Raw genomic sequence first — 23002 nt, 5'->3', positions numbered from 1 at the left:
GGCTGATTTCTACGCCTACCTATCTCCACCCCCTCAACTACGCCTCGGGCTGGTCAGTCTAAATGTTGTGCGCTTGATTGCACTTTGTAGGGTTTTTTACGTCCAGTAGTGTGAATTGTGTTCAATGAAAAGGTTATTTCATCAATTTCAAAAACTTTAGTAACATTTTTCACATTTTGTTCGGTAGGACCTTTTTTAGGATAGAGACAGGTCAAGTCTTTGATGTAAGACGCCTCTTTTCCCTCTATAACAAAAGGTTTAGAAAGTGGACAATAAAAAACTAAACATGACAGTGGTTGCTAAAACCCTAATACCTCTGCTCTCAGCAGCTGTATTAGCAGGTTGTAACTCGAGTAGTGATTCTGGTACGGATGCTGGCGGAAACACGGGTAATATTGAAGGTCTATATCAGGCGGGTGAAAACGAAGTTGTAATCTACTACAAACGTGATGTAGCTGCGCAATCTGGCGGGACATATGATGGCTGGGGCTTGCACCTTTGGAATGGCGAAGGGTGTGAGAGTACGGATTTAGAAGCGATGAGCATTGGATCTGGCGGCACATCATGGGATAGCCCATACGCACACTCTGGTATCAGTGATACTTATGGTGCTTATTACGTACTTAAAGTTAACCCAAATGCGTCAGATCCTCATGAGTGTATGAACTTCATTCTGCATAAAGGTGACGAAAAGGCGTTTGGTGGCAACAACCTTAAAGTTGAACTTCGCAACTTAGATGAAAACAAAGGTATCTTCGGCTTCCATGGCAGCAGCAAACTTTATTACGCACCTATTGAAGAGCGCCCGGTAGTGATTGATGGTCGTTCTGCACACTGGATTGATGCAGATACTATTGCTTGGGAATCAGCAGGTTCTGCGAGCAAAGTAGCGCTTTACCACAGCAAAACGGGTGGCATTGAACTTGATGAAGACAAAAACATCTCTGGTGGTGAAAAGCTTGAACTATCCATTGGTGGCGATCTAAATGATTCGCAGAAAGAGCGCTTCAGACACCTAGCAAGCCTTAAAGCTGTAACGAATAACTTTACTGCGGCTGAGGTTCACGACCTTCTCAAAGGACAAATTGTTCTTGTTGCGTACAACGCTAACGACGAAATCATCTCTGCAACTGAAGTTCAGTCAGCGGGTGTATTAGACTCTGTCTACGCTTCAGAAGAAGCGGGTGACGCAATGTCTGAAGAGCTAGGTGCTATCGTTGAAGGCAGCTCGGCAACCTTCAAACTTTGGGCACCAACGGCCCAGTCTGTATCTCTTGAAATCTATGATGACGCAAAAGGTCTAGAAGAAACGATTACTATGAATGAAAACACTGACAATGGTGTTTGGTCTAGTGATCCAGTTTCTGGTGCGGTTGGTAAGTTCTACCGCTATAAAGTGACGGTTTATCATCCAACGACGGGTAAGGTCGAAGAGCGTCTAGTTACTGACCCGTATTCTTTGAGTGTATCTGCAAACTCTCTGTACTCCCATGTTGTTGATCTTGATGATCCTGATCTAGCTCCTCAAAACTGGGGCGCTGCCTTTACTAGTCCAACAACGAAAGATATTGACCATGTACTTTACGAGTCACACATTCGTGACTTCAGCTTTAGCGACACTAACGGTACTACTGCAAACAACGGCAAATACCTTGCGTTTACTGAGTCAGAGCGTGAATCAGTGAAACACTTACAAGCGTTAAAAGACGCAGGTATGACAACTCTGCACGTGCTGCCAGCATTTGATATTGCGACTGTCGATGAAGTAAACCGCGTAGATATCACAGATACAGTAGGTGACCTATGTGAGGCTAAGTCAGACGCCGCTATTTGTGCGACGGGCAACATGGGTGACACCATTGAATCCGTGCTTGAAGGCTTTGATAGCTCAACTGGTGATGCTCAGGCGCTGATGAATGACCTTCGTATGCTTGATAGCTTCAACTGGGGTTATGACCCGTTCCACTACACAGTGCCTGAAGGTAGCTATGCAAGTGATGCTGACGGTTCTGCGCGTATCAAAGAATTCCGTGAAATGGTTCAAGCGACTCATGACATGGGACTTAAGTTCGTTATGGATGTGGTGTACAACCACACTAATGCATCGGGCGTAAATGATAAGTCGGTACTGGATAAGATTGTCCCAGGATACTACCACCGTCTAAACATCAACACGGGTGACGTAGAAATGTCTACATGCTGTGATAACACAGCAACTGAAAACCTAATGATGGGTAAACTTATGGTCGACTCACTAAAAGTGTGGGCTAACGATTATAACGTTGACGGTTTCCGCTTTGACTTGATGGGCCACCAACCTAAAGACCTAATGGTAGAAGCACTAGCAGAAGTTAAGAAGATTGATCCTGATACTATCTTCTACGGCGAAGGTTGGGACTTCGGTGAAGTTGCAAACCACGCTCGTTTCGAGCAAGCGACCCAAATCGCGATGGCTGGCACAGGTATCGGTACATTCTCGGATCGTCTACGTGATGCGGTTCGTGGCGGTAGCCCGTTCGACGGTGGCGAAGACACAGATGGTCGCCGTTCACTTAAGTACAACCAAGGCTTTGGTAACGCTGCTTACATGAACGATGAGGTTGAAGACTCTGCTGCAACAACTAAGGCGATGCTTCATAACCAAGACCTAGTTCGTCTGGGTATGGCAGGTAACCTAGCGACTTATGTACTGCTTGACTCACAAGGTGAGACTAAGCTAGGTAAGAACGTAGACTACAATGGTGCACCTGCTGGGTACACAGAGCAACCTTCAGAGAACATCTCTTACGTTTCTAAGCACGATAACCAAACGCTTTGGGATAACAATGCCTATAAGATTGCGTCAGGTACATCGTCTGCAGAGCGTGCGCGTATGCAAACGGTCTCTCTGTCTACTGTGATGATGGGCCAAGGTATTCCGTTCATCCACATGGGCTCTGAGCTACTTCGTTCTAAGTCAATGCAACGTGACTCTTACGATTCTGGTGACTGGTATAACCGCGTTCGTTTCGACGGTACAGACAACAACTGGAACGTTGGTCTACCTCGAGAAGACAAAGACGGTTCAAACTGGAACTTGATCAAAGAGATCATCGCAGATTCGACAGCTAAGCCAGATGCAGACGATATCGAGCTGTCTAAACAGCAGTTCATGGAGCTACTTACTATCCGTAACGATAGCGAGCTGTTCCGTCTTGCGACTGCAGCTGAAGTTAAGAACCGCGTAGACTTCCGTAACGTTGGCGCAGACCAAACTCAAGGTCTGATTGTGATGACGATTGATGATGGTACAAGCGCTGGTGCTGATTTAGATAGCAAGTACGATGCGATTGTGGTTGTGATTAACTCAACGGCTACAACTCAAGACTTCACTATCGAAGATACTGCAGGGTTTGTTCTGCACGATGTTCAGAAAGCTTCTGCTGATGATATCGTGAAGACGGCAGAGTTTGCGGATAGCACGTTCACTGTTCCAGCACTAACAACAGCAGTTTTTGTTCTGCCACAAAACGGCGCACAAGGTGCTGGTCTACCGGTTGATATGTCTAATAAAGACGTGTCAAACCTACCTCCTTACGGTGAAACAGACCTTTACGTACGTGGTAGCTTAACGGGTGATAGCTGGCCTGCAATTGATGAATTCAAGATGAGCTTCGTTGGTAACGGCATCTACAGCCTAACAGTTGGTTTGGATGCAGGTAATCATGAGTTCAAGTTCGCGGATGCAGACTGGTCTGACGGCACGAACATCGGATGTAACTGGGCTGAGCAAGCGAGCGGCTCTATCGACCTTGGTACAGAAGGTAACTGCAAGCTATCCGTTGAAACAGCAGGCAAGTACACGTTCACTCTTGATGCGTCTTACATGCAAAACGATACAGCAGACAAACCAGTTGTTTCCGTTGTTGCAGCACCAGATGCGCCAACTTGGGGTGATACAGCACTATACCTACGTGGCGATGTCACTGATTCTGGTTGGGCTGCGATTGATTCTGCTAAGTTCACTTATGTAGCTAACGACGTGTACGCGCTTGAAGTAGCTTTGAGTGCGGGTAACTTCAACATGAAAGTGGCAGATTCTGGTTGGTCAGATGCAACTATCTTTGCACCGGATGCGGAAGGTGTTTCAGTTGAGTTCGGTACACCACTAACACTTGGTGTTGGTCCAGCAACTAAGAACTTAGGCATTGCAATCCCGAGCGCAGGTGATTACCGCTTCGAGGTTAACTTTGCTGACAAGAGCGCACCAGTGCTTACCGTTACACAGCTATAAGGTTTTTGTAACTTAAATAAAAAGGCAGCGAACATTCGCTGCCTTTTCTCATTGTGCCGGTATTTAATTGGAGCTAGGCGATTGATGTTAGTCGACTACCACCGCGGTACCACTCGCCGATACCATCAACATACCATTCCCAGTACCCAGTACTTCATAATCGAGATCCACGCCAACAACCGCGTTCGCGCCCATGTCGCTGGCTTTTTGCTCGAGTTCTTTCAAAGCAATCTCACGCGCTCTTTGTAGCTCACGCTCATAAGTACCAGAGCGACCCCCGACGATGTCTCGCAGTCCCGCAAACATATCTTTAAAGACGTTAGCGCCTAATATTGCTTCGCCGGCAATCACGCCTTTGTAGTTAACAATTCTTTTTCCTTCAACGGTTTGTGTTGTTGTTACTATCATGCTTTGTTCCTTAATGAAGAGTTCCTTAATGAAGAAAGAGATGGTGTGTTATTCACCATAGCAGCTTGGTTGGATTAGATAAAAGTATCAATTATGGAATCAAAGGGTGCATCACAGTGTCTTGTGAAGTGTTTTCTAGAGGTGGGGTTAGGGGACATGAGATATAGAGAAGGAGAGCAACGCTCTCCTTCTCAAAGATTATTTCTTAACTGGGGTGTAACCGTACTCTTCGATCAACATCTGCCCTTCGGCTGAAAGAACATATTTGATGAACTTATCTGCATCGTCATCGATATCGTCTTTCTTGTGCAGCAACAAGAATGGGCGAGCCAGTTTGTATTTGCCTTCCGAGATATTTTTGGTTGAAGCGTCAATGCCTTCGAACTGAATCGCTTTAACTGAGCGGTCAACTGAACCTTCAGAAATAAAGCCAATCGCGTGTGGGTTGTGGTTCACTATGGTTTTTACCATGCTGTTGCTGTTAACGACCAAGTTGGTTGGGTTAATATCCGAAACGGTTCTGTCGTTAATAACGCGAGTTAGACCGAGTAGGTTTTCAAAACTAGCGCGCGTACCTGATGAGGCTTCACGAGTTACTACTGCGATCTTTTGATCTGGACCACCAAGTTGCTTCCAGTTGGAGATCTTACCTTTATAGATATTGAACAGCTGCTCACGAGTTACGTTTTGAACTGGGTTTGCAAGGTTAACGACAACCGCAAGACCATCATAGGCGATTGGAAAGACTTCTAGAGACTCATTATTTTCTTGGACTGTGAGATAGCGGCTGCTCATGCCAATATCGGTCGCGCCTTTTTCTAGAAGAGTGATGCCTGCGGTTGAACCCACGCCTTGCACTGCAACGAATGTGTTTGAGTTTTGGTTGTTGTATTGCTCTGCTAAAACATCCATCACTCGCGCAACAGACGTTGAACCTGAAACGTTCACTTCTTCCGCTTGAACATGGGCAATGCTGGTAATAGAGAGTAGGGTGGCTAGCGCGATGCGAAGCATAGGAAAACTCCAAATAAAGTAAGAATTTGCCACATCATATTTCGTTAGTGTGACACTTTTGTGAATTGGCAAAACTCGCTGTTGGGCTGGCTCCCAAAAACATTCTTTTGGACTATGCAACGCTAACAAACTGCCCAAAAAGCAGTTATATTAAATGTATCTAACTAGAGGTGTGGTGTATGACGCTTATTCAAATGTCACAGTGCCGTTTAGAGCGGTGTGCGGAGATTGTTTGCAGTAACCGTAATCGCAGTATGCCCGTTGAACTCGGAAAGTCTCTATTTGAAATGCTAGAGCAGGGCGTAGTATTTTCTAAAGCACACTATCTGCTTGATTCCACTTCTTCGAGTTACACCAGTGCAGTAGCCAAAGTCGAACTGGATCCAAATGATCAGAATTGGTTAGTGTTTGTTCCCGATGAAGAAGACGGCGAAACCTGGATACCTTATCCGTTTCTTGGCAAAAGCTCAGATCTCACTGCCGTTATGCGAGAAATCGAAAAAGACCCGAAAGCTTACTTTTGGTAAAGCGTTTGAGGGTTATGTATTAGAAGATACAAAAAATGGGAGCCTAGGCTCCCATTTTTGCGAATGGAGAATTACTTCTGTTCTTCGGTCGCTGTCGCCGTCTCTACCTCAGCAGGTAACTCAGCAAATACTTCAACAGGTTTAGCAACTAGGCTACGCGTCTCTTGGTTTACATCTGAAAGTACGACTTTTAGTGTGTCACCTAAGCGATAAACCACTTCTTTATCGATAGACACTGTGCCTGTTTCGTTGTTGCTTTCGATACGCTCTTTGTTGGCAACGATTAGCGGGTTAGGGATAAACACACCAGCGCCATTTTCTAGAAGACGAGCACGCATGCCTGCACGGTTGATGTCGAAGATCTCAGCAGTGAACTCTGTTCCAGCTTTTGGTTCGTTTTCAAGAGTACGAGCGTACAGCCAATCACCGACTGTTCTTTCAGCGATCTTGTGGTGCTTACGGTGAATCGCGAGCTCTTCGCCTAGCGCATCATCTGGCTTCTGAATTGGTTCATTACCAAGAATCAATGCTTTGAGAAGACGATGGTTAACCATGTCGCCGTATTTACGAATCGGAGAGGTCCAAGTCGCGTAAACATCCAGTCCCATCGCGAAGTGCGCATCAGGCTGGTTGCTGATTTCGCTGTAGGCTTGGTACTTGCGAATACGGTTGTCTAGGTAGCTTGACTCAAGCGCACCAAGGTCGCGACGAAGCGCTGCAAAGCCTTCGAGTGTCGATAGAGATTCAGCGGTATACGTCGCTTCTTCCTTATCTTGGTTTACAAGTTCAACCACGTCTTTTAATTTGTCAGCTTTAAAGCCTAGGTGGGTGTTGAACACGCCGTAGCCAAATGCTTTGCTAATTGCGCGACCCGCACAGATATTAGCCGTGATCATCGACTCTTCCACTAGGCGGTTAGCTGTGCGGCGCATATCCGCGTGAATAGCGACGACGTCGTTGTCTTCACTCAGTTCAAAACGATAGTCTGGACGATCTGGGAATACAACTGCGTGAGTTTCACGCCAATTGGCTCGTGCTTTGGCAAACTCGCTCAGGTCAGTCACAACTTTGGCGATCTCTTCTGTCGGTTGCCATTTTTCACAACTGCCTGTTTCAAGCCAATCCGACACATGGTCATACGCTAAACGAGCATGTGACTTGATGTTGGCAGCGAAGAATTTGATGTCATCAGCAATAACACCATCGGCATCAACGGTCACTTGGCAGCAGATTGCTGGGCGTACTTCATTCTCAATGAGAGAGCAAAGGTCATCAGCAAGGTCGCGAGGTAACATCGGAATGTTTCGACCAGGCAGGTAGATAGTAAAGCCACGCTCGCGCGCTACTTTATCCATACTATCTTCTGGAGTGATGTATGCAGTTGGGTCAGCGATAGCAATCGTAAGTTCGAACTGGCCATCTTCTTTCTTTTTCGCATACAGTGCATCGTCCATATCTTTGGTGGATTCACCATCGATAGTGACGAAAGGCATGTCAGTTAGGTCAATGCGCTCTAGTGCTGCGTCATCTTTAATTTCCCAAGTATCAAGACCTTCTGGCTCAGTGTTTGGCAAATCGTTTTGCGCCAGGGTTACCCACCAAGGAGCAATCTTGTCATCAGCATCAGTGATCTTCTCAGTGATTTCAACAAAGAAACCATTGTCGCCTTTAAGAGGGTGTCGAATAAGCTGAGCAACAACCCAGTCGCCTTCTTTTAGCTCGTCTGACTTAAGACCTTTGATGGTCTTAGCTTTCAACGTCAGCTTCTTTAGTTGCGGATGATCGGGTGTAACGTTCAGTTTGCCTTTAAACAACTTAACGCGACCAATAAAGCGGGTTACGCCTTGCTCTACAAGCTCTTGAGGTTCTGCTACTTCACGCTCTTTTTCCGTACGAATGATCGCGACAACTTTATCGCCATGCATACACTTCTTCATGTACGGAGGCGGAATAAAGAAACTATTTTTAGCGTCCACTTCTAGGAAACCAAAACCTTTCTCAGTCGCTTTGATGGTCCCTTCTTTTTTAGGAAGGTTTTCTTGAATTTGCTGCTTAAGTTGAGCGAGTAACGGATTGTCTTGAAACATGTAGCGTTTATATACCTTTGCTTGAGAGAAGCGATTATTGCGGTGGATTCTACCATTGGATTGATATGGCGTCACACACAAGTTGAAGTAAATCGAGACAGGACAGTCGCAGCAATAGTTAAGTTGCTAAGTCCCTAAAAGCATGAATGTTTGTTTTCTAACCGAGAAATGTGTCAGTTTGACTATGGTTTATACAGATTTTTGTCATTGAGGAGAAAATTGTGATGTATTTCAATTTTTTCTAGCTTTTTTTGTGCTTTTAGGGAATAATCCGCCTCCTTGTTTACGTCCCTAGCGGCTTGATGCGATTTGTTACTTATCCGCATCTGAATGGAATCAGCTCTTAATCGATTGTTTTTAGAGACAATCTGGATCAGTTTGGAATTGGTAGAGCTCGTGGGACCTAGTTATTAATCTAAGAATGGGATCCCAATGACAGATTCTACTATCCAGTTTAGCGATTTAGCGCTGAACGACGCTATCCTTTCTGCTCTTGACGGAATGGGTTTTGTTTCTCCAACGCCTATCCAAGCTGCAGCTATTCCTTACCTTCTAGAAGGTAAAGACGCGCTAGGTAAAGCACAAACTGGTACTGGTAAAACAGCTGCCTTCTCTCTTCCTCTACTTAACAAGCTAGACCTTGGTCAACGTAAGCCACAGGCTATCGTTCTTGCCCCAACTCGCGAACTAGCGATTCAGGTTGCAGCTGAAGTTAAGAACCTTGGTAAAAACGTTGCTGGTCTTAAAGTTCTAGAAATCTACGGTGGTGCATCTATCGTTGATCAAATGCGTGCACTTAAATCTGGTGCTCACATTGTTGTTGGTACTCCTGGCCGTGTTCAAGACCTTATCAACCGCGACCGTCTACACCTAGACGAAGTACACACGTTTGTTCTTGATGAAGCTGATGAAATGCTAAACATGGGCTTTGTTGACGACGTAACAGAGATCATGGAGCACGCCCCAGAAACAGCACAGCGCGTACTTTTCTCTGCAACTATGCCTCCAATGCTTAAGAAGATCGTTGACCGTTTCCTTCGTGAGCCAGAGTACATCGACGTTGCTGGTAAAAACCACACAGTTGACAAAGTAGAGCAGCAGTTCTGGGTTGTTAAAGGCGTTGAGAAAGACGAAGCAATGTCTCGTCTTCTTGAAACAGAAGAAACTGACGCGTCAATCGTATTCGTACGTACTCGTCAAGATACTGAGCGTCTTGCAGACTGGCTATCAGCACGCGGCTTCAAAGCAGCGGCACTGCACGGTGACATTCCTCAGTCTCTACGTGAGCGTACTGTTGATCACATCAAACAAGGTGTTATCGACATCCTAGTTGCGACTGACGTTGTTGCACGTGGTCTAGACGTTCCACGTATTACGCACGTATTCAACTACGACATCCCATTCGATGTTGAGTCTTACATCCACCGTATCGGCCGTACTGGTCGTGCTGGACGTAAAGGTAAAGCGATCCTTCTAGTTCGCACTAACCAAATCCGTATGCTTCGCACTATCGAGCGCGTAACTAAGTCTTCAATGGAAGAAATCCAACTTCCTCTACGTGACAAGGTTGCAGAAGCTCGCCTAGTTAAACTTGGTGAAGAACTCGCTCAAGAAACTGAGCACAAGTCACTAGACAAGTTTGCTGAGCTTGTTGAGAAGCTACAAGAAACTCTAGAGATTGACGCAGCAACACTTGCGGCAATCCTTCTTAAGCGCCAACAGGGTAAACGTCCACTGTTCTACATTGGTGAAGACCCAATGATCGCTGCTATCGAGCGTGACAAGCAGCGTCGCAAAGAGCGCCGTGAAAACCGCGATCGCGACGGTGGTCGTGATGGCGGTCGTAACTTCAACACTCAAGACTGGGATACGTACCAACTACAAGTTGGTCGCGAGCAGGGTGTTCAGGTTAAAGACATCGTTGGCGCACTAGCAAACGAACTAGGCCTAACTAAAGGTTCTATCGGTGCTATCAAGCTAGACCGTGAATCAACTTACGTTCAGCTTCCAAAAGCAATGACTTCAGACGTTGCTGGTAAGCTACAGAAACTACGTATCCGCCAAAAAGAAGCGGGTGCGGTAGTGGTTGATTTCAACGACTTCCGTGAGCCTCGTGGTCGTCGTGACGGCGGTCGTCGCGATGGTGGCGGCTACCGTGGTAATCGCGATGGCGGTGGCTACCGTGGCAACCGTGATGGTAACCGTGAAGGCGGTCGTGGCCGTGGTCGTGATGGTGAGCGTCGTTTTGATCGTAACCGTGGTGGCGATCACCGTGGTAGCCACCGTGGCGAGCGTTCATTCTCACGCAACCGTCGTGATGAAGCTTAAAAATAGTTGAGCACTCAAAAATAGTTGAAAGCCGAGCGTAAGCTCGGCTTTTTTGTATGATGAATATGCAACCTGTCTGCGAAGCTACTATAATCAAGGGATGCAATCGATTAAATTCAAATCGTGAATTAAATAATATGTTGATCATCATCAATAAATATCATTTTGATACAATCGAATTCTTAAAAGAAAGTTGAAACATTCAAAAAATATTGAATAATACTACTAATGTTTGGAAGTCGACTTCCATCAATGCTCAATAACAGGATAAATCCCCCCATGTCTAATTCGTTTGTTCTCGTAATCAACTCTGGTAGCTCATCTTTGAAGTTTGCCGTGATTGATTCACAAAATGGTGAAGCAGTACTTTCTGGTCTTGGCGAGTGCTTTGGCCTTCCTGAGTCTCGTATGAGCTGGAAATTCAATGGTGAAAAAACTGAAATCGCTATCGAAGGCGATGACAGCCACCACAAAATTGCTATCAGCAAGCTAGTAGGTCTGACTGATGAACTAGGTCTGCAAGAGAACATCGTAGCTGTTGGTCACCGTATCGTTCACGGTGGTGAGAAATTCACTAAGACTGTACGCATTAACGAAGAAGTGACGGCGGAAATCGAAAAACTTGCGGATCTTGCTCCACTACATAACCCTGCAGGTGCTATCGGTATCCGAGCTGCGATGGAAGCGTTTCCTTCTCTTCCTCAGTTTGCTGTGTTCGACACTGCATTCCACCAAACTATGCCTGAGAAAGCATTCACTGGCGCAATCTCTAACGAGCTTTACAAAGAGTACGGTATCCGTCGTTACGGTTTCCACGGCACAAGCCACTACTTTGTAAGCCGTGAAGCGGCGAAAATGCTGAACAAACCGGTTGAAGAATCGAGCTTTATCTCTGTTCACCTAGGTAACGGCGCATCAGTATGTGCTATCAGCAACGGCGAAAGTGTTGATACGTCAATGGGCTTTACTCCGCTAGCTGGTCTTATGATGGGCACACGCTCTGGTGACCTTGACCCAGGTATCATTGAGTTCTTGATGAAAAAAGGCTGGAGCCAAGAGAAAGTATTCGAAACGCTTAACAAGAAATCTGGTTTCCTAGGTGTATCTGGTCTAACGTCAGACGCACGTGGCATCCTAGAAGCGATGGAAGAGGGCCACGAGGGCGCTAAACTAGCGTTCGAGGTATTTACATACCGCGTAGCTAAGTACATTGGTTCTTACATGATTCCACTGTCTAGCCTAGATGCAGTAATCTTCACTGGCGGCATTGGTGAGAACTCTCTAGACATTCGTCGTGAAATCCTAAGCAACCTTAAACTACTAGGTTTCGTTGAAGATGCGAAAGGTAACGAAGATGCGCGCTTCGGTAACGCAGGCATCATCGGTAAATCTGAACTGCTAGACGCGGTTGCTATGGTTATCCCAACTAACGAAGAATTCGTTATCGCTCAACAATCTGTTGAACTGCTTTAATCATTAGATACCCCAATATCTATTGACCCTCGACCCGGAGTGCCTGACTCCGGGTTTTTTTGTTTTAACTCAACACTAAATCATAAATCACCAAAAAATAACAACTTAGCAGCTTACCCGCATGCCATCCTTTTTAAGCCGTTTGACTAATATTTATTCACCTATTTTACTTAGTTATAAAACAGTCAAAAAGGAGGAAGGAACCTCTGATGATCCGAGAAAGCGCGAACCATGCTGAGCGACACACGATTAAAAGATTAGTTACGGCTAATATCTCACCGATAATTGTCAGTGATTTACAAGGTAAGTTACTTTATGTTGATAACTCCTACGCTACTGTGTTGGGTTACAGTCAGAACGAAATTTTCTCTTCAAATGTCGTCATAACGCACCCTGATAGCCTGGGTCTAAACAAGCTTGCTAGAGTAGCATTGGTTGATCAGGTCATTGACGAGATATCAATTGATAAGACCTATTTAAAGAAAAATGGTGACATACTCAATGCAGAGCTCAAGATGAAACTTTACTTCGATAAAGTGAACCTGCAAAAAGTACTTGTCTCACGGGTTAACTATGCGAGTGACAAGCGAAGTTTAAATGATCTTTATACGCTGGCGTATTGTGATGCATTAACCGGACTGTACAACCGCAACTATCTAAGTATTGTTGAGCACATCTTTAGCCCCAGCTTTTACAGCTATATGCTCTACTTCGATATAAATGAATTCAAGCAGTTAAATGATGAATTTGGTCATCAGTTTGGCGATCAGGTACTGATTCATTTTGCGCGACATTTACGTTCAGCGACGAATGATCTAGGTACTCATATCCGTTTAGGAGGGGATGAGTTTATTACTCTGTTGTCAGGTGTACGGGATCAAAAGCTCCTTACTGAAATGGTCAGAAACTTAGAGTCATTCAAAGTGATTTCACCGAGCAGTTGTTCAACTAAAGTAAGTGTGAGTGTTGGAGTGGTTCCTATCAACGAACAATCCATCTCCCTGAGTAAAACAATTGCCATCGCCGATACTGCGATGTACTGCAAAAAACGGTACCTTAGGCGTCAAGGCTGACAAAGCGATTGGTTGAGTTTTCCATCAAGTCATGTTTTATTTGTCATTATATCAATTATTTAGTGGTTGAATGGAATAATCATGTCTAAAGTTATACTAACCGGTTACATAGAAGTACCGAACGATGAAATTAGCGTTGTAACTGAAGCTCTGAATGAGCACATTTTACTCACTCGCAAAGAGTCGGGTTGCATAGTTTTCAAAGTCACCCCACATGATGATATTTCTGGTCGATTCGATGTTTATGAAGAGTTTGTTGATACAGCCGCTTTCGAGTTTCATCAAGTTCGTGTTGCTAAATCACATTGGGGAAAAGCTACTGTGAATGTTAAGCGCTTCTACGAGGTTGTTTATAGTTAAGTATATTTAAGGGCTTTATTCGTCGGTAGAGAGAGGAGGGAATATGTTATGGATTATCACCAAATACCTGCTCACAGCTGGCGTAGTAGTCTTGATCTCTGAAGTAGCAAAGCGAAGTGATAAGCTTGGTGCTCTAATTGCAGCACTACCTGTGGTGACCATTCTTGCTTTAATCTGGATGTATGTAGAAGGGCAAGGTCAGCAAAAGCTAGCAAATCATGCTTACTACACCTTTTGGTATGTATTGCCGACGTTGCCAATGTTTCTTCTCTTTCCACTCCTGCTGAGTCGTTATTCTTTTTGGTGGTCCCTGGGTGTCGGGGCATTAGTGTCGATAGGGTGCTTCTTTGTCGTTGTCTATATAGCGAAAGGTATGGGTATCGAACTGATTTGATGGAAGCGTCAAGATGGCATTTGAGAGCGTGCCACCTTTGAATTTGGTGCTTTGCGCAAAGTCTCAGCGACATAGTGGGCTGTTCTAACTACTTCCTCTAAATTAACACCGGTATTGATACCCAAACCCTCACATAGATACAGAACATCCTCTGTCGCTACATTACCGCTGGCGCCAGGTGCATAAGGACAGCCTCCGAGTCCAGCCACACTGCTATCTATGGTGTTGATACCCATTTGTAAAGCTTGAAAAATGTTGGCGAGGGCTTGGCCGTAGGTATCGTGGAAATGCACGGCAAGGTTGAGGGTTGGCAATAAATGGGACACCGACTCAATCATTCGAGCAATTCTTAAAGGTGTTCCTGTCCCAATCGTGTCGCCCAACGATACCTGATAGCACCCGAGATCACTCATTGCCTTTGCTATAGACGCTACTTGAGCGGGCTGAGTTGGACCTTCGTACGGGCAATCGGCGACGCATGAGAGGTACCCTCGAACTCTAATATTTTCAGATGCCGCGAGAGCGATAACGGGCTCGAAGCGCTTTAGGCTTTCGTTGATGGAGCAGTGAATATTATTCTGACTGAACGTTTCGGATGCAGAAGTAAATACGGCAACTTCGTCAGCGCCCGCCTGAATGGCATCTTCTAAACCTCTTAAGTTCGGAGTTAGGGCAGAATAGGTAATATACGGCTTTCTGTTAATCGCCTCAAAGACTTCAGCGGAATCCGCCATTTGGGGAATACGTTTTGGAGAAACAAACGCGCCTGTTTCGATGTAACAGAGACCAGTTTGGGAGAGTTTATCAATTAAGGCGACTTTAACGTCGAGAGGCACCATTTTTTCATTCTGCAGCCCGTCTCTCGCGCCAACTTCAACGATGTTGACATGTTTTGGTAGAAGCTTGTGCAAGCGTGTTGAATAGTCATCGTTTCTAATCATTGTTATTCCTTCCAAACCCACTCTGGCGTTGTTTTTGAGAAGAACGATTGCAGTCCATGCTGCCCATCTTCAGAGACTCTTGCGTCTGCGATAAGCTCTGCGGTGTGATTGATGAGAGGATCTTCGATATGAAAATGGCATTTTTTAATTAATGATTTTGTGTTTCGGATGGCAGACGGACTAGAGGAAAGGATTTGTTTGGCCATGTCCGCCGCAACAAATTCAGAATCGCCGTCCTGTGTCAGTTCATGAAAGAGACCTAGTTCAAGTGCTTGTTTTCCAGAGATTGTCTCAGCGGTCAGCAAGTATCGTCTTGCCGAGCGAGTTCCAATAGCTCGAACGACATAGGGGGCTATAGTAGCGGGTATCAGACCAATCTTTACTTCGCTAAAGCAGCAAAGACTGGACTCTTCGCCAATGACGATATCACAGCAGCATAGTAGACCCAACGCTCCTCCAAAGGCGCAACCTTGAACGACGGCGATTGTTGGCATTGGCATGTTATCCAGCGACGATAATAGTAGCGCAAGCCGCTTGGCGTCTTGGACGTTCTCTTCACGACTGTTATTAGCCATTGATTTCATCCATGCTAAATCAGCACCAGCAGAGAAGTGTTTGCCTTCTCCTTGCACGATCAAACACCGGACATTTCGTTGGTTGGAAAGAGAATCTAGCGCGGCTATGAGTTCACTGATCGTTTTGCTGCTGAACGCATTTCGTTTGTCAGGGCGATTCAAAGTAATGGTAGCGACACCAGACGCGGTGATATCAAGACGTATATGGTCACTCATAGCTTTCCCCTACATTCGAAAGATACCAAACTCACTGTCGGGTATAGGTGCATTGAGCGAGGCTTTGAGAGCTTGACTCAACACGCTGCGTGTTGTTTTAGGGTCGATGATTCCATCATCCCAGAGCCGCGCACTCGCGTAGTAGGGGCTACCTTCTCGCTCGTAGCGCTCAACAATACTTAGTTTGTAAGCTTCTGCTTGAGCAGGCTCCCATTCTTCACCCTGACGCTTTTTCACATCATGTTTCACCTGAGTGAGGACATTAGCGGCTTGTATCCCACCCATTACCGATATACGAGCATTGGGCCACATCCACATCATGGTTGGGTCATACGCTCGGCCGCACATCCCATAGTTTCCCGCACCATAGGAACCTCCGATGATCACAGTAAACTTAGGGACGTCTGCACATGAAACGGCCATGACAAGTTTGGCTCCGTGCTTAGCAATGCCGCCTTCTTCGTACTGTTTTCCGACCATGAATCCGGTGATGTTTTGTAAGAAGAGCAGGGGAACCTTACGCTTGGCACATAACTCGATAAAGTGTGCCCCCTTTTGAGCAGACTCAGAGAATAGGATGCCGTTGTTGGCGACGATACCAATTAGCTGACCTTCAATTCGAGCGAAGCCACATACCAGGGTTGAGCCATAGAGTGCTTTAAACTCATCGAAATCAGAACCGTCTACTAATCGGGCTATCACCTCTCGGACATCAAATGAGAGTCTCAAATCGCGGTTGACGATGCCATAGATGTCTGTGATGGAGTATTTTGGAGGAAGGAACGAGGCTGTTGTAGCTTCAACTAAGGACTGGTTTGTGTTGGAGAGAGCTTCACGAGCAAGTTCAATGGCATGACTTTCTGAATCAGCATAATAGTCCGCGACACCTGACTTTTTGCAGTGAACATCAGCACCACCAAGCTCCTCATCTGTCACTTCTTCCCCTGTCGCAGCTTTGACTAGTGGTGGCCCAGCCAAAAAAATCGTGCTTTGCTGCTTCACCATAATTGACACATCAGCCATGGCGGGTACATAGGCTCCACCAGCAGTACACAAACCCAGAACGACGGCGATCTGCGGGATACCCTTTGCAGACATGCGAGCTTGATTGAAAAAGATCCGCCCGAAATGCTCTTTATCAGGAAACACTTCTGCTTGATGTGGCAGGTTAGCGCCACCTGAATCTACCAAGTAGATGCAGGGTAGGTAACATTTCGCTGCGATTTCCTGTGCTCTTAAGTGCTTTTTTACGGTTAAAGGATAGTAAGTCCCGCCTTTAACCGCTGGGTCATTCGCGACAATCATGCACCTTACGCCCGATACATGGCCGATGCCCGCAACAACCCCAGCGCAAGGTACTGACTCATCGTAGACTTCCCAAGCGGCAAATTGGGCGATCTCAAGAAACTCCGAGCCCTTGTCAATGAGTGCTGCAATGCGTTCTCGCACTGGCAATTTGCCTTTCTTGCGTTGACGCTCAATCGCCTTATCTCCACCGCCTTGCTTAATTTGGGAGAGATTATTTTCCAGCTTTGAGACTAGGCTCTCCATCGCTGCTGTATTATCTTTAAAAAGCTCTGAATCAGGCTTAATTTTGGTGATAATTTGTGGCATAGCCTCTCCTTAACGCGACTCGTCAAACAGCTCTCGACCTATCAGCATCCGACGAATTTCTGAGGTTCCTGCGCCAATTTCATAGAGTTTAGCGTCTCTCAATAGTCGACCTGCTGGATATTCGTTGATATAACCGTTACCGCCGAGTAGTTGAATCGCATCGAGCGCCATTTGCGTTGCTAGTTCAGCGGTATACAGAATGACGCCTGCAGAATCTTTGCGGGTTACCTTGCCTCTATCGCAAGCGTTAGCAACCGCATACAGATAAGATCGAGCAGCGTTGCAACGGGTATACATATCAGCAAGCTTGGCTTGAACTAGCTGGAACTCACCAATGGCGCGTCCAAACTGTTTGCGTTCATGAACATAAGGGACGACGAGATCAAGGCAGGCTTGCATAATGCCGACGGGACCAGCAGCTAGAACGACGCGTTCGTAGTCAAGACCGCTCATTAATACCTCGACGCCGTGGTTTACTTCACCTAACACATTCTCAATCGGTACCTTGCAGTCTTGGAATACCAGTTCACTAGTGTTTGAACCCCGCATGCCAAGTTTGTCGAGTTTTTGAGCATGGCTGAATCCATCAAACTGCTTCTCGATGATAAAAGCAGTAATACCGTGTTGCGCAGCGTTCGGATCGGTTTTGGCATAGACAACTAGCACATCGGCATCGGGACCATTAGTGATCCACATTTTGCAGCCGTTAAGTAAAAAGTGGTCTTCGTGGCGCTCGGCTCTTAACTGCATACTCACCACATCTGAACCAGCATTTGCTTCACTCATTGCGAGCGCGCCAACGTGCGACCCATCAATGAGCTTTGGCAGGTATTTTTCACGTTGCTGTGAATTGCCATTTCTGTATATTTGATTGACACAAAGGTTTGAGTGCGCGCCATAAGAGAGAGCGACGGAGGCGGAAGCTCGGCTGATTTCTTCCAAGGCAACGACGTGAGCAAGGTAGCCCATATCTGCGCCGCCATACTGTTCAGCGACGGTAACGCCAAGTAAGCCCATGTCTCCTAGTTGTGACCACAATTCATTTGGAAAAGCATTTTGCTCATCGATTTGAGCGGCGAGAGGCGCGATACATTCGTTCGCAAACCCGCTCACGTGTTCACGAAGTAGGTTGATGGATTCATCTAAGCCAAAGTCCATGGGGCGATACTGAGCGAGCATAATTCCTCCTCATACTGGACATTGACCTAGTCACAAACCCATGTTGCGCAAAGGTGCGCTGAGCGTTCTACTCTTTTGCTAATGCGGCTTCGCAGCGTTTTCGCGCAACGGTCAAGTCTTCCAGTAGTGTATTAATGTCATCGAGCTGTCTTTTGAGAACGGCTTCTTTCTCGTCAATGATCTTCAACATTTTGGTGAGTTGGTCACCTTCTTGATGAGTATCATAAAGCTCGAACAATTCCCTGATCTCTGCGAGCGAGAAACCTAGGCGTTTTCCTCGCAGTATGAGTTTAAGGCGTATTTTGTCGCGTCGATTGTAGAGACGCATACTGCCGCTTCGGTCCGGTTGGATCAGACCTTCATCTTCATAAAAACGAATGCTTCTTGTCGTGATATCAAATTCTTTTGCGAGTTCGCTGATCTTATAGGTTTCCACGGTACTGCTCTCCGATTTACTGGGCTCAGGTCAGTCTTCACTCTACCACTGCTGTATTGAGTAAAGATAAATTGACAAGTTAGCAACTTGTTTCTTTACGTTTACGTAAATGTTAGTGCTATGCTTACGTAAACGTCAAGCTAATCATTAACAATGAAGTGAGTGAGGAAGCAAGGTGATGGATAAGCATGTTGAAGACAACGAAGTCTGGGTAGTTGCAGCGAAGCGAACGCCGATGGGAAAATTTCAGGGCGAGCTTGCTTCATTTAGTGCGACGGATTTAGGAGGCATCGCAATGAGCGCGGCGTTGAAAGAATCTGGGCTAGACGTAGACGTCGTTGATGAGGTCGTAATGGGCTGCGTGCTGACTGCAGGCGTTGGTCAAGCTCCGGCCAGACAAGCTGCGCTGAACGCCAATCTCAATCTCAACACGCCTTGCACAACCGTCAACAAAGTGTGTGGGTCGGGGATGAAAGCTGTGATGATGGTGACCACTCAGATTCGGATAGGGGAAGCTGCGTGTGCGGTAGCGGGTGGGATGGAGAGTATGACCAATGCGCCATACTTATTACCGCAAGGACGAAATGGCATGCGCATTGGGCACAAAACGACTTACGATCATATGTTTCTAGACGGGCTGCAAGATGCCTATGAAGGCGAGCTAATGGGCGTTTACGGTCAGAGAACTGCCGATGCTCTCGGCTATAGCCGTGAACAAATGGATGAATGGGCGGCACGCTCAGCAATGAGAGCGAAAAGTGCCATTGAAAATGCCTCGTTTTCACAAGAAATTGCGAAGATCCAATTAGATAACAACACTTTTATATCAAATGATGAGCTACCCAGTTCAATTCGAGTCAGCAAAATCCCGTCGCTAAAACCTGCTTTTGATAGCAGCGGTACTATCACAGCCGCAAACTCCAGTGCTATTTCCGACGGGGCTGCGGCATTGGTGCTGATAAGCAAAGTAAAAGCCCTCGACTTGGGACTCGCGCCGCTCGCTGTCGTTAAGGCACAGGTAACGGCTGCAAGAAGACCTTCAGAGTTTACACTGGCACCCCTTGATGCCATTCAAAAGCTACTCAAACAGCTCCAGTGGAATCGAAACGATGTTGATCTTTGGGAGATCAACGAAGCCTTTGCTGTTGTCACTCAAATAGCAATTGACCAGCTAGAACTCGACTCAGAAAGGGTCAATGTTAAAGGTGGTGCTTGTGCGTTAGGGCACCCAATAGGTGCGAGTGGCGCACGAATTCTAGTGACGCTCATACATGCGCTGAGAGAAAGAGCGCTCAAATCAGATAAACCGCTCAAAGGAATTGCCACTTTGTGTATTGGTGGCGGTGAGGCAACCGCGGTCGCCATCGAAGTACCGAATATTTAACGGACATTATGAGGACTTACTCATGACCAACAACGTTAGAAATTTTATTGATGGGCAAGCCATCGTCTCTAATGCGACAGAATGGCTTGACGTCACTGACCCGAGTACAAACGATGTTATTGGAATGGTGCCTCTGACGCCAATTGATGAGATGGAAGCCGCCATTCAGCAAGCCGTTTTGGCTCAAAGAGTGTGGCGTGAGGTGGCAGTGTCAGAGCGTGCTCGTTTAATGCTTCGTTATCAGCACTTACTTAAAGAGCACCACGACGATATCGCAGCAGTGCTCTCCAAAGAAACAGGCAAGACCCTGGCAGATGCCAAAGGCGATGTGTGGCGCGGTATCGAGGTGGTAGAGCAAGCAGCAAACATAGCCTCAAATATGATGGGTGAAACCGTTGAGAATGTGGCGACCGATATCGATAGCTATTCGCTCATTCAGCCACTTGGTGTGTGCTGTGGTATTACTCCATTTAATTTTCCAGCCATGATACCGCTTTGGATGTTCCCGATTGCCATAGCAGCAGGCAATGCCTTTGTTCTTAAGCCTTCAGAGCAAGTTCCTTATACCGCAGTGAAACTCGCTGAGCTATTCCATCAAGCGGGTGCGCCAAAAGGTATTTTGCAGGTTATTCATGGGTCGAAGCCGCAGGTTGACTACTTGCTAACTCATCCAAACATTTGCGCGGTTTCATTTGTTGGTTCAGTGCCCACCGCTCAATACATATATCAAACGGGAACGGCAAATCACAAGCGAGTACAAGCCTTTGGGGGCGCGAAAAACCATATGGTGATCATGCCTGATGCAAATAAAGAGCAGGTGATTAACCAATTGGTGGGTTCGTCGGTGGGCGCAGCGGGGCAGCGTTGCATGGCTATTTCTGTTGCGGTGTTTGTCGGTAGCGCAAATGAGTGGATTGATGAACTTAGTGATGCAATGAAGGCGATCCACCCTGGCGCATGGAATGATGCCTCAGCCGCTTATGGGCCACTAATCAGTAAACAAGCGAAACAACGTGTGTTGGATCTGATTGAAAAAGGGAAGTCAGAGGGAGCGCAATGCCTGCTAGATGGTTCCAGCAGTACTGTCAAAGATTTTCCGAACGGAAACTGGGTCTCTCCAACCTTGTTCAAAGGGGTGACACCAGAAATGGCGATTTATAAAGAAGAGATATTCGGACCAGTATTGGTGTGTGTAGAGGTGGACAGCTTGGAGGAGGCAATTGCTTTGGTAAACGCCAATCCATACGGCAATGGCACGTCCATCTTTACAGCGAGTGGTGGAGCTGCACGCAAATATCAACATCAGGTGCTCGTGGGTCAGGTAGGGATCAATGTTCCGATCCCGGTTCCTCTACCATTTTTTTCATTTACAGGCTGGCGCGGCAGTTTTTACGGCGACCTTCATGCCTACGGTAAACAAGCCGTTCGTTTTTATACTGAGACCAAAACCGTCACAGCAAAATGGTTTGAAGAAGATGTGTCAGATGGGCCTAATTTAACGATTCAGCTTCGTTGAAAAACGGGTGAGCTTCTCAAATGGGGGTAAATGATGGATTTTGAACTTAACGAAGACCAGCGAGCCTTTGCGGACACGGCGAGTCAGTTCGCAACAGAGAGCCTACTTCCAAATGCTGCAAAGTGGGATGAAGAATGCCACTTCCCCAAAGACGTTCTTAGACAAGCGGGTGATATCGGTTTTCTTAGTCTCTATACGCCGGAAGAGCAAGGTGGGCTGGGGTTAAGTCGGTTAGATGCTTCCATCGTTTTTGAGCAGTTAAGTATGGGCTGCACATCGACGACAGCTTTCATGACGATTCACAACATGGTGACGTGGATGGTCGCCAGCTTTGCAGACGATGCCGCTCGGCAGCGATTTGTACCTAAGCTTATCTCTGGAGAATGGCTCGGCTCATACTGTTTAACCGAGCCTAATGCTGGCTCAGATGCAGCGTCACTCACTACAAATGCGAGTCTTGAGGGCGACTATTACGTGCTCAATGGTGCTAAAACTTTTATCTCTGGTGCGGGAGATACTGAAGTGTTGGTCGTGATGGCGAGAACCGGAGAGGTCGGCGCAAAAGGGATTTCTGCATTCGTACTGGATGCAGATTCCGAAGGAATCAGCTTCGGCCGTAAAGAACCAAAGATGGGCTGGAATAGCCAACCCACTAGAGCCATTACTTTTGAGAACGTTAAAGTCCCAGTTAATCAGTTGTTAGGTCGTGAAGGTGAGGGCTTTACTTTTGCCATGAAAGGGTTGGATGGTGGGCGCATAAACATCGCTACTTGTTCTGTTGGGACTGCCCAACACGCGCTAAACCAGGCGACTCAATATCTTCAAGAAAGAAAGCAATTCGGTCAACCTTTAGCGAGCTTTCAAGCATTGCAATTTAAGTTGGCCGATCTAGCTACTGAGTTGGTCGCCGCGAGGCAAATGGTACGCTTGGCAGCGTTCAAGCTCGACGCTGGGCATGCAGATGCCACGACATATTGCGCGATGGCGAAACGCTACGCGACCGACGTTGGTTTTAAGGTATGTGACGGTGTACTTCAGCTTTTTGGTGGATATGGCTACATCAAGGAATATTCGTTAGAGCGTCACTTCCGCGATGTTCGTGTTCATCAGATCCTTGAGGGGACCAACGAAATCATGCGCCTCATCATTGCAAGGCGATTGCTAAATAACAGTTACCCGATCGAATAGTGCTACCTTCAAAATG

At 46.5% G+C, this 23002-nt stretch carries 18 protein-coding genes; 10 read left to right on the top strand and 8 right to left on the bottom strand.

The window, feature by feature from the left end; all coding sequences use genetic code 11:
• Positions 1–265 precede the first annotated feature (265 nt).
• Positions 266–4273 carry a pullulanase-type alpha-1,6-glucosidase gene (pulA, locus tag AC6I8U_RS17075; RefSeq protein WP_498019023.1) on the top strand — a complete coding sequence of 1336 codons (4008 nt, stop codon included), beginning with the start codon at positions 266–268 and terminating at the stop codon, positions 4271–4273.
• 87 nt (positions 4274–4360) lie between these two features.
• On the opposite strand, the gene AC6I8U_RS17070 is transcribed toward pulA, so the two are convergent.
• Both AC6I8U_RS17070 and AC6I8U_RS17065 read right to left on the bottom strand, forming a co-directional pair.
• On the bottom strand, positions 4361–4681 hold the full coding sequence (locus AC6I8U_RS17070) for a heavy metal-binding domain-containing protein (RefSeq protein WP_042470328.1): 321 nt from the start codon (positions 4679–4681) through the stop codon (positions 4361–4363).
• A 198-nt stretch (positions 4682–4879) separates the two neighbouring features.
• The gene (locus AC6I8U_RS17065; RefSeq protein ID WP_128649045.1) at positions 4880–5695 is read right to left on the bottom strand and encodes a phosphate ABC transporter substrate-binding protein; all 816 of its coding nucleotides are present in this window, start codon (positions 5693–5695) and stop codon (positions 4880–4882) included.
• Positions 5696–5874: 179 nt separating this feature from the next.
• On the opposite strand from AC6I8U_RS17065, the gene AC6I8U_RS17060 reads away from it, so the two are divergent.
• Entirely contained in the window at positions 5875–6222 is a 348-nt protein-coding gene (locus AC6I8U_RS17060) for a DUF3024 domain-containing protein (RefSeq protein WP_042470331.1), read from the top strand.
• A gap of 71 nt (positions 6223–6293) precedes the next feature.
• Here the strand turns inward: AC6I8U_RS17060 and rnb are convergent, their stop codons facing one another.
• A complete protein-coding gene (rnb, locus tag AC6I8U_RS17055; protein WP_498019022.1) occupies positions 6294–8309 on the bottom strand; it encodes an exoribonuclease II in 2016 nt (671 codons plus the stop codon).
• Positions 8310–8741: 432 nt separating this feature from the next.
• On the opposite strand from rnb, the gene AC6I8U_RS17050 reads away from it, so the two are divergent.
• The 5 genes from AC6I8U_RS17050 to AC6I8U_RS17030 all read left to right on the top strand — a co-directional run bounded on the left by AC6I8U_RS17050 (position 8742) and on the right by AC6I8U_RS17030 (position 13937).
• Positions 8742–10637 carry a DEAD/DEAH box helicase gene (locus AC6I8U_RS17050; RefSeq protein ID WP_498019021.1) on the top strand — a complete coding sequence of 632 codons (1896 nt, stop codon included), beginning with the start codon at positions 8742–8744 and terminating at the stop codon, positions 10635–10637.
• A 279-nt stretch (positions 10638–10916) separates the two neighbouring features.
• Positions 10917–12110, top strand: coding sequence for an acetate/propionate family kinase (locus tag AC6I8U_RS17045; RefSeq protein WP_252014813.1), 1194 nt, complete (start codon positions 10917–10919; stop codon positions 12108–12110).
• A gap of 209 nt (positions 12111–12319) precedes the next feature.
• Positions 12320–13183: a diguanylate cyclase domain-containing protein gene (locus AC6I8U_RS17040; RefSeq protein ID WP_498019020.1), complete on the top strand. Its 864-nt coding sequence runs from the start codon at positions 12320–12322 to the stop codon at positions 13181–13183.
• An 81-nt stretch (positions 13184–13264) separates the two neighbouring features.
• Positions 13265–13543: a putative quinol monooxygenase gene (locus tag AC6I8U_RS17035; RefSeq protein WP_498019019.1), complete on the top strand. Its 279-nt coding sequence runs from the start codon at positions 13265–13267 to the stop codon at positions 13541–13543.
• A gap of 43 nt (positions 13544–13586) precedes the next feature.
• Positions 13587–13937, top strand: a complete 351-nt coding sequence (locus AC6I8U_RS17030) for a DUF3147 family protein (RefSeq protein WP_498019018.1) — start codon at positions 13587–13589, stop codon at positions 13935–13937.
• A gap of 8 nt (positions 13938–13945) precedes the next feature.
• Here AC6I8U_RS17030 and AC6I8U_RS17025 read toward each other — a convergent pair whose 3' ends face one another.
• From AC6I8U_RS17025 to AC6I8U_RS17005, 5 genes are all read right to left on the bottom strand, one after another.
• Positions 13946–14878, bottom strand: a complete 933-nt coding sequence (locus tag AC6I8U_RS17025) for a hydroxymethylglutaryl-CoA lyase (protein WP_498019017.1) — start codon at positions 14876–14878, stop codon at positions 13946–13948.
• Between the two features lie 2 nt (positions 14879–14880).
• Positions 14881–15669 (bottom strand): enoyl-CoA hydratase-related protein, encoded by a 789-nt coding sequence (locus tag AC6I8U_RS17020; protein ID WP_498019016.1) that lies wholly within the window; start codon positions 15667–15669, stop codon positions 14881–14883.
• Between the two features lie 9 nt (positions 15670–15678).
• Positions 15679–17283 carry a carboxyl transferase domain-containing protein gene (locus AC6I8U_RS17015; protein WP_498019015.1) on the bottom strand — a complete coding sequence of 535 codons (1605 nt, stop codon included), beginning with the start codon at positions 17281–17283 and terminating at the stop codon, positions 15679–15681.
• 9 nt (positions 17284–17292) lie between these two features.
• Entirely contained in the window at positions 17293–18462 is a 1170-nt protein-coding gene (locus tag AC6I8U_RS17010) for an isovaleryl-CoA dehydrogenase (RefSeq protein ID WP_498019014.1), read from the bottom strand.
• A 67-nt stretch (positions 18463–18529) separates the two neighbouring features.
• Complete coding sequence (locus AC6I8U_RS17005) at positions 18530–18898, bottom strand: MerR family transcriptional regulator (RefSeq protein ID WP_252014805.1); 369 nt, start codon at positions 18896–18898, stop codon at positions 18530–18532.
• 178 nt (positions 18899–19076) lie between these two features.
• Between AC6I8U_RS17005 and AC6I8U_RS17000 the strand changes: the two genes are divergently transcribed.
• The 3 genes from AC6I8U_RS17000 to AC6I8U_RS16990 are packed head-to-tail and all read left to right on the top strand — an operon-like array spanning position 19077 to position 22986.
• The gene (locus AC6I8U_RS17000; RefSeq protein ID WP_498019013.1) at positions 19077–20282 is read left to right on the top strand and encodes an acetyl-CoA C-acyltransferase; all 1206 of its coding nucleotides are present in this window, start codon (positions 19077–19079) and stop codon (positions 20280–20282) included.
• A 22-nt stretch (positions 20283–20304) separates the two neighbouring features.
• Positions 20305–21798, top strand: coding sequence for a CoA-acylating methylmalonate-semialdehyde dehydrogenase (locus tag AC6I8U_RS16995; protein ID WP_498019012.1), 1494 nt, complete (start codon positions 20305–20307; stop codon positions 21796–21798).
• Between the two features lie 33 nt (positions 21799–21831).
• Entirely contained in the window at positions 21832–22986 is a 1155-nt protein-coding gene (locus AC6I8U_RS16990) for an acyl-CoA dehydrogenase family protein (protein ID WP_498019669.1), read from the top strand.
• The last annotated feature ends 16 nt before the right edge of the window (positions 22987–23002 follow it).

It is taken from the genome of Vibrio sp. KUL80 (genome assembly GCF_059725495.1).
The sequence above is the reverse complement of the archived record's forward strand: the minus strand, read 5'-3'. Positions and strand labels throughout refer to the sequence as shown.

Bases quoted from the DNA above. Each gene is read 5' to 3' on its own strand.
- AC6I8U_RS16990 (WP_498019669.1), top strand. From the start codon at position 21,832: ATGGATTTTGAACTTAACGAAGACCAGCGAGCCTTTGCGGACACGGCG.
- AC6I8U_RS17000 (WP_498019013.1), top strand. From the start codon at position 19,077: ATGGATAAGCATGTTGAAGACAACGAAGTCTGGGTAGTTGCAGCGAAG.
- AC6I8U_RS17060 (WP_042470331.1), top strand. From the start codon at position 5,875: ATGACGCTTATTCAAATGTCACAGTGCCGTTTAGAGCGGTGTGCGGAG.
- AC6I8U_RS17030 (WP_498019018.1), top strand. From the start codon at position 13,587: ATGTTATGGATTATCACCAAATACCTGCTCACAGCTGGCGTAGTAGTC.
- AC6I8U_RS17020 (WP_498019016.1), bottom strand. From the start codon at position 15,669: ATGAGTGACCATATACGTCTTGATATCACCGCGTCTGGTGTCGCTACC.
- AC6I8U_RS17025 (WP_498019017.1), bottom strand. From the start codon at position 14,878: ATGATTAGAAACGATGACTATTCAACACGCTTGCACAAGCTTCTACCA.
- AC6I8U_RS17015 (WP_498019015.1), bottom strand. From the start codon at position 17,283: ATGCCACAAATTATCACCAAAATTAAGCCTGATTCAGAGCTTTTTAAA.
- AC6I8U_RS17050 (WP_498019021.1), top strand. From the start codon at position 8,742: ATGACAGATTCTACTATCCAGTTTAGCGATTTAGCGCTGAACGACGCT.
- AC6I8U_RS17070 (WP_042470328.1), bottom strand. From the start codon at position 4,681: ATGATAGTAACAACAACACAAACCGTTGAAGGAAAAAGAATTGTTAAC.
- AC6I8U_RS17010 (WP_498019014.1), bottom strand. From the start codon at position 18,462: ATGCTCGCTCAGTATCGCCCCATGGACTTTGGCTTAGATGAATCCATC.
- AC6I8U_RS16995 (WP_498019012.1), top strand. From the start codon at position 20,305: ATGACCAACAACGTTAGAAATTTTATTGATGGGCAAGCCATCGTCTCT.
- rnb (WP_498019022.1), bottom strand. From the start codon at position 8,309: ATGTTTCAAGACAATCCGTTACTCGCTCAACTTAAGCAGCAAATTCAA.
- AC6I8U_RS17045 (WP_252014813.1), top strand. From the start codon at position 10,917: ATGTCTAATTCGTTTGTTCTCGTAATCAACTCTGGTAGCTCATCTTTG.
- AC6I8U_RS17065 (WP_128649045.1), bottom strand. From the start codon at position 5,695: ATGCTTCGCATCGCGCTAGCCACCCTACTCTCTATTACCAGCATTGCC.
- AC6I8U_RS17035 (WP_498019019.1), top strand. From the start codon at position 13,265: ATGTCTAAAGTTATACTAACCGGTTACATAGAAGTACCGAACGATGAA.
- AC6I8U_RS17040 (WP_498019020.1), top strand. From the start codon at position 12,320: ATGATCCGAGAAAGCGCGAACCATGCTGAGCGACACACGATTAAAAGA.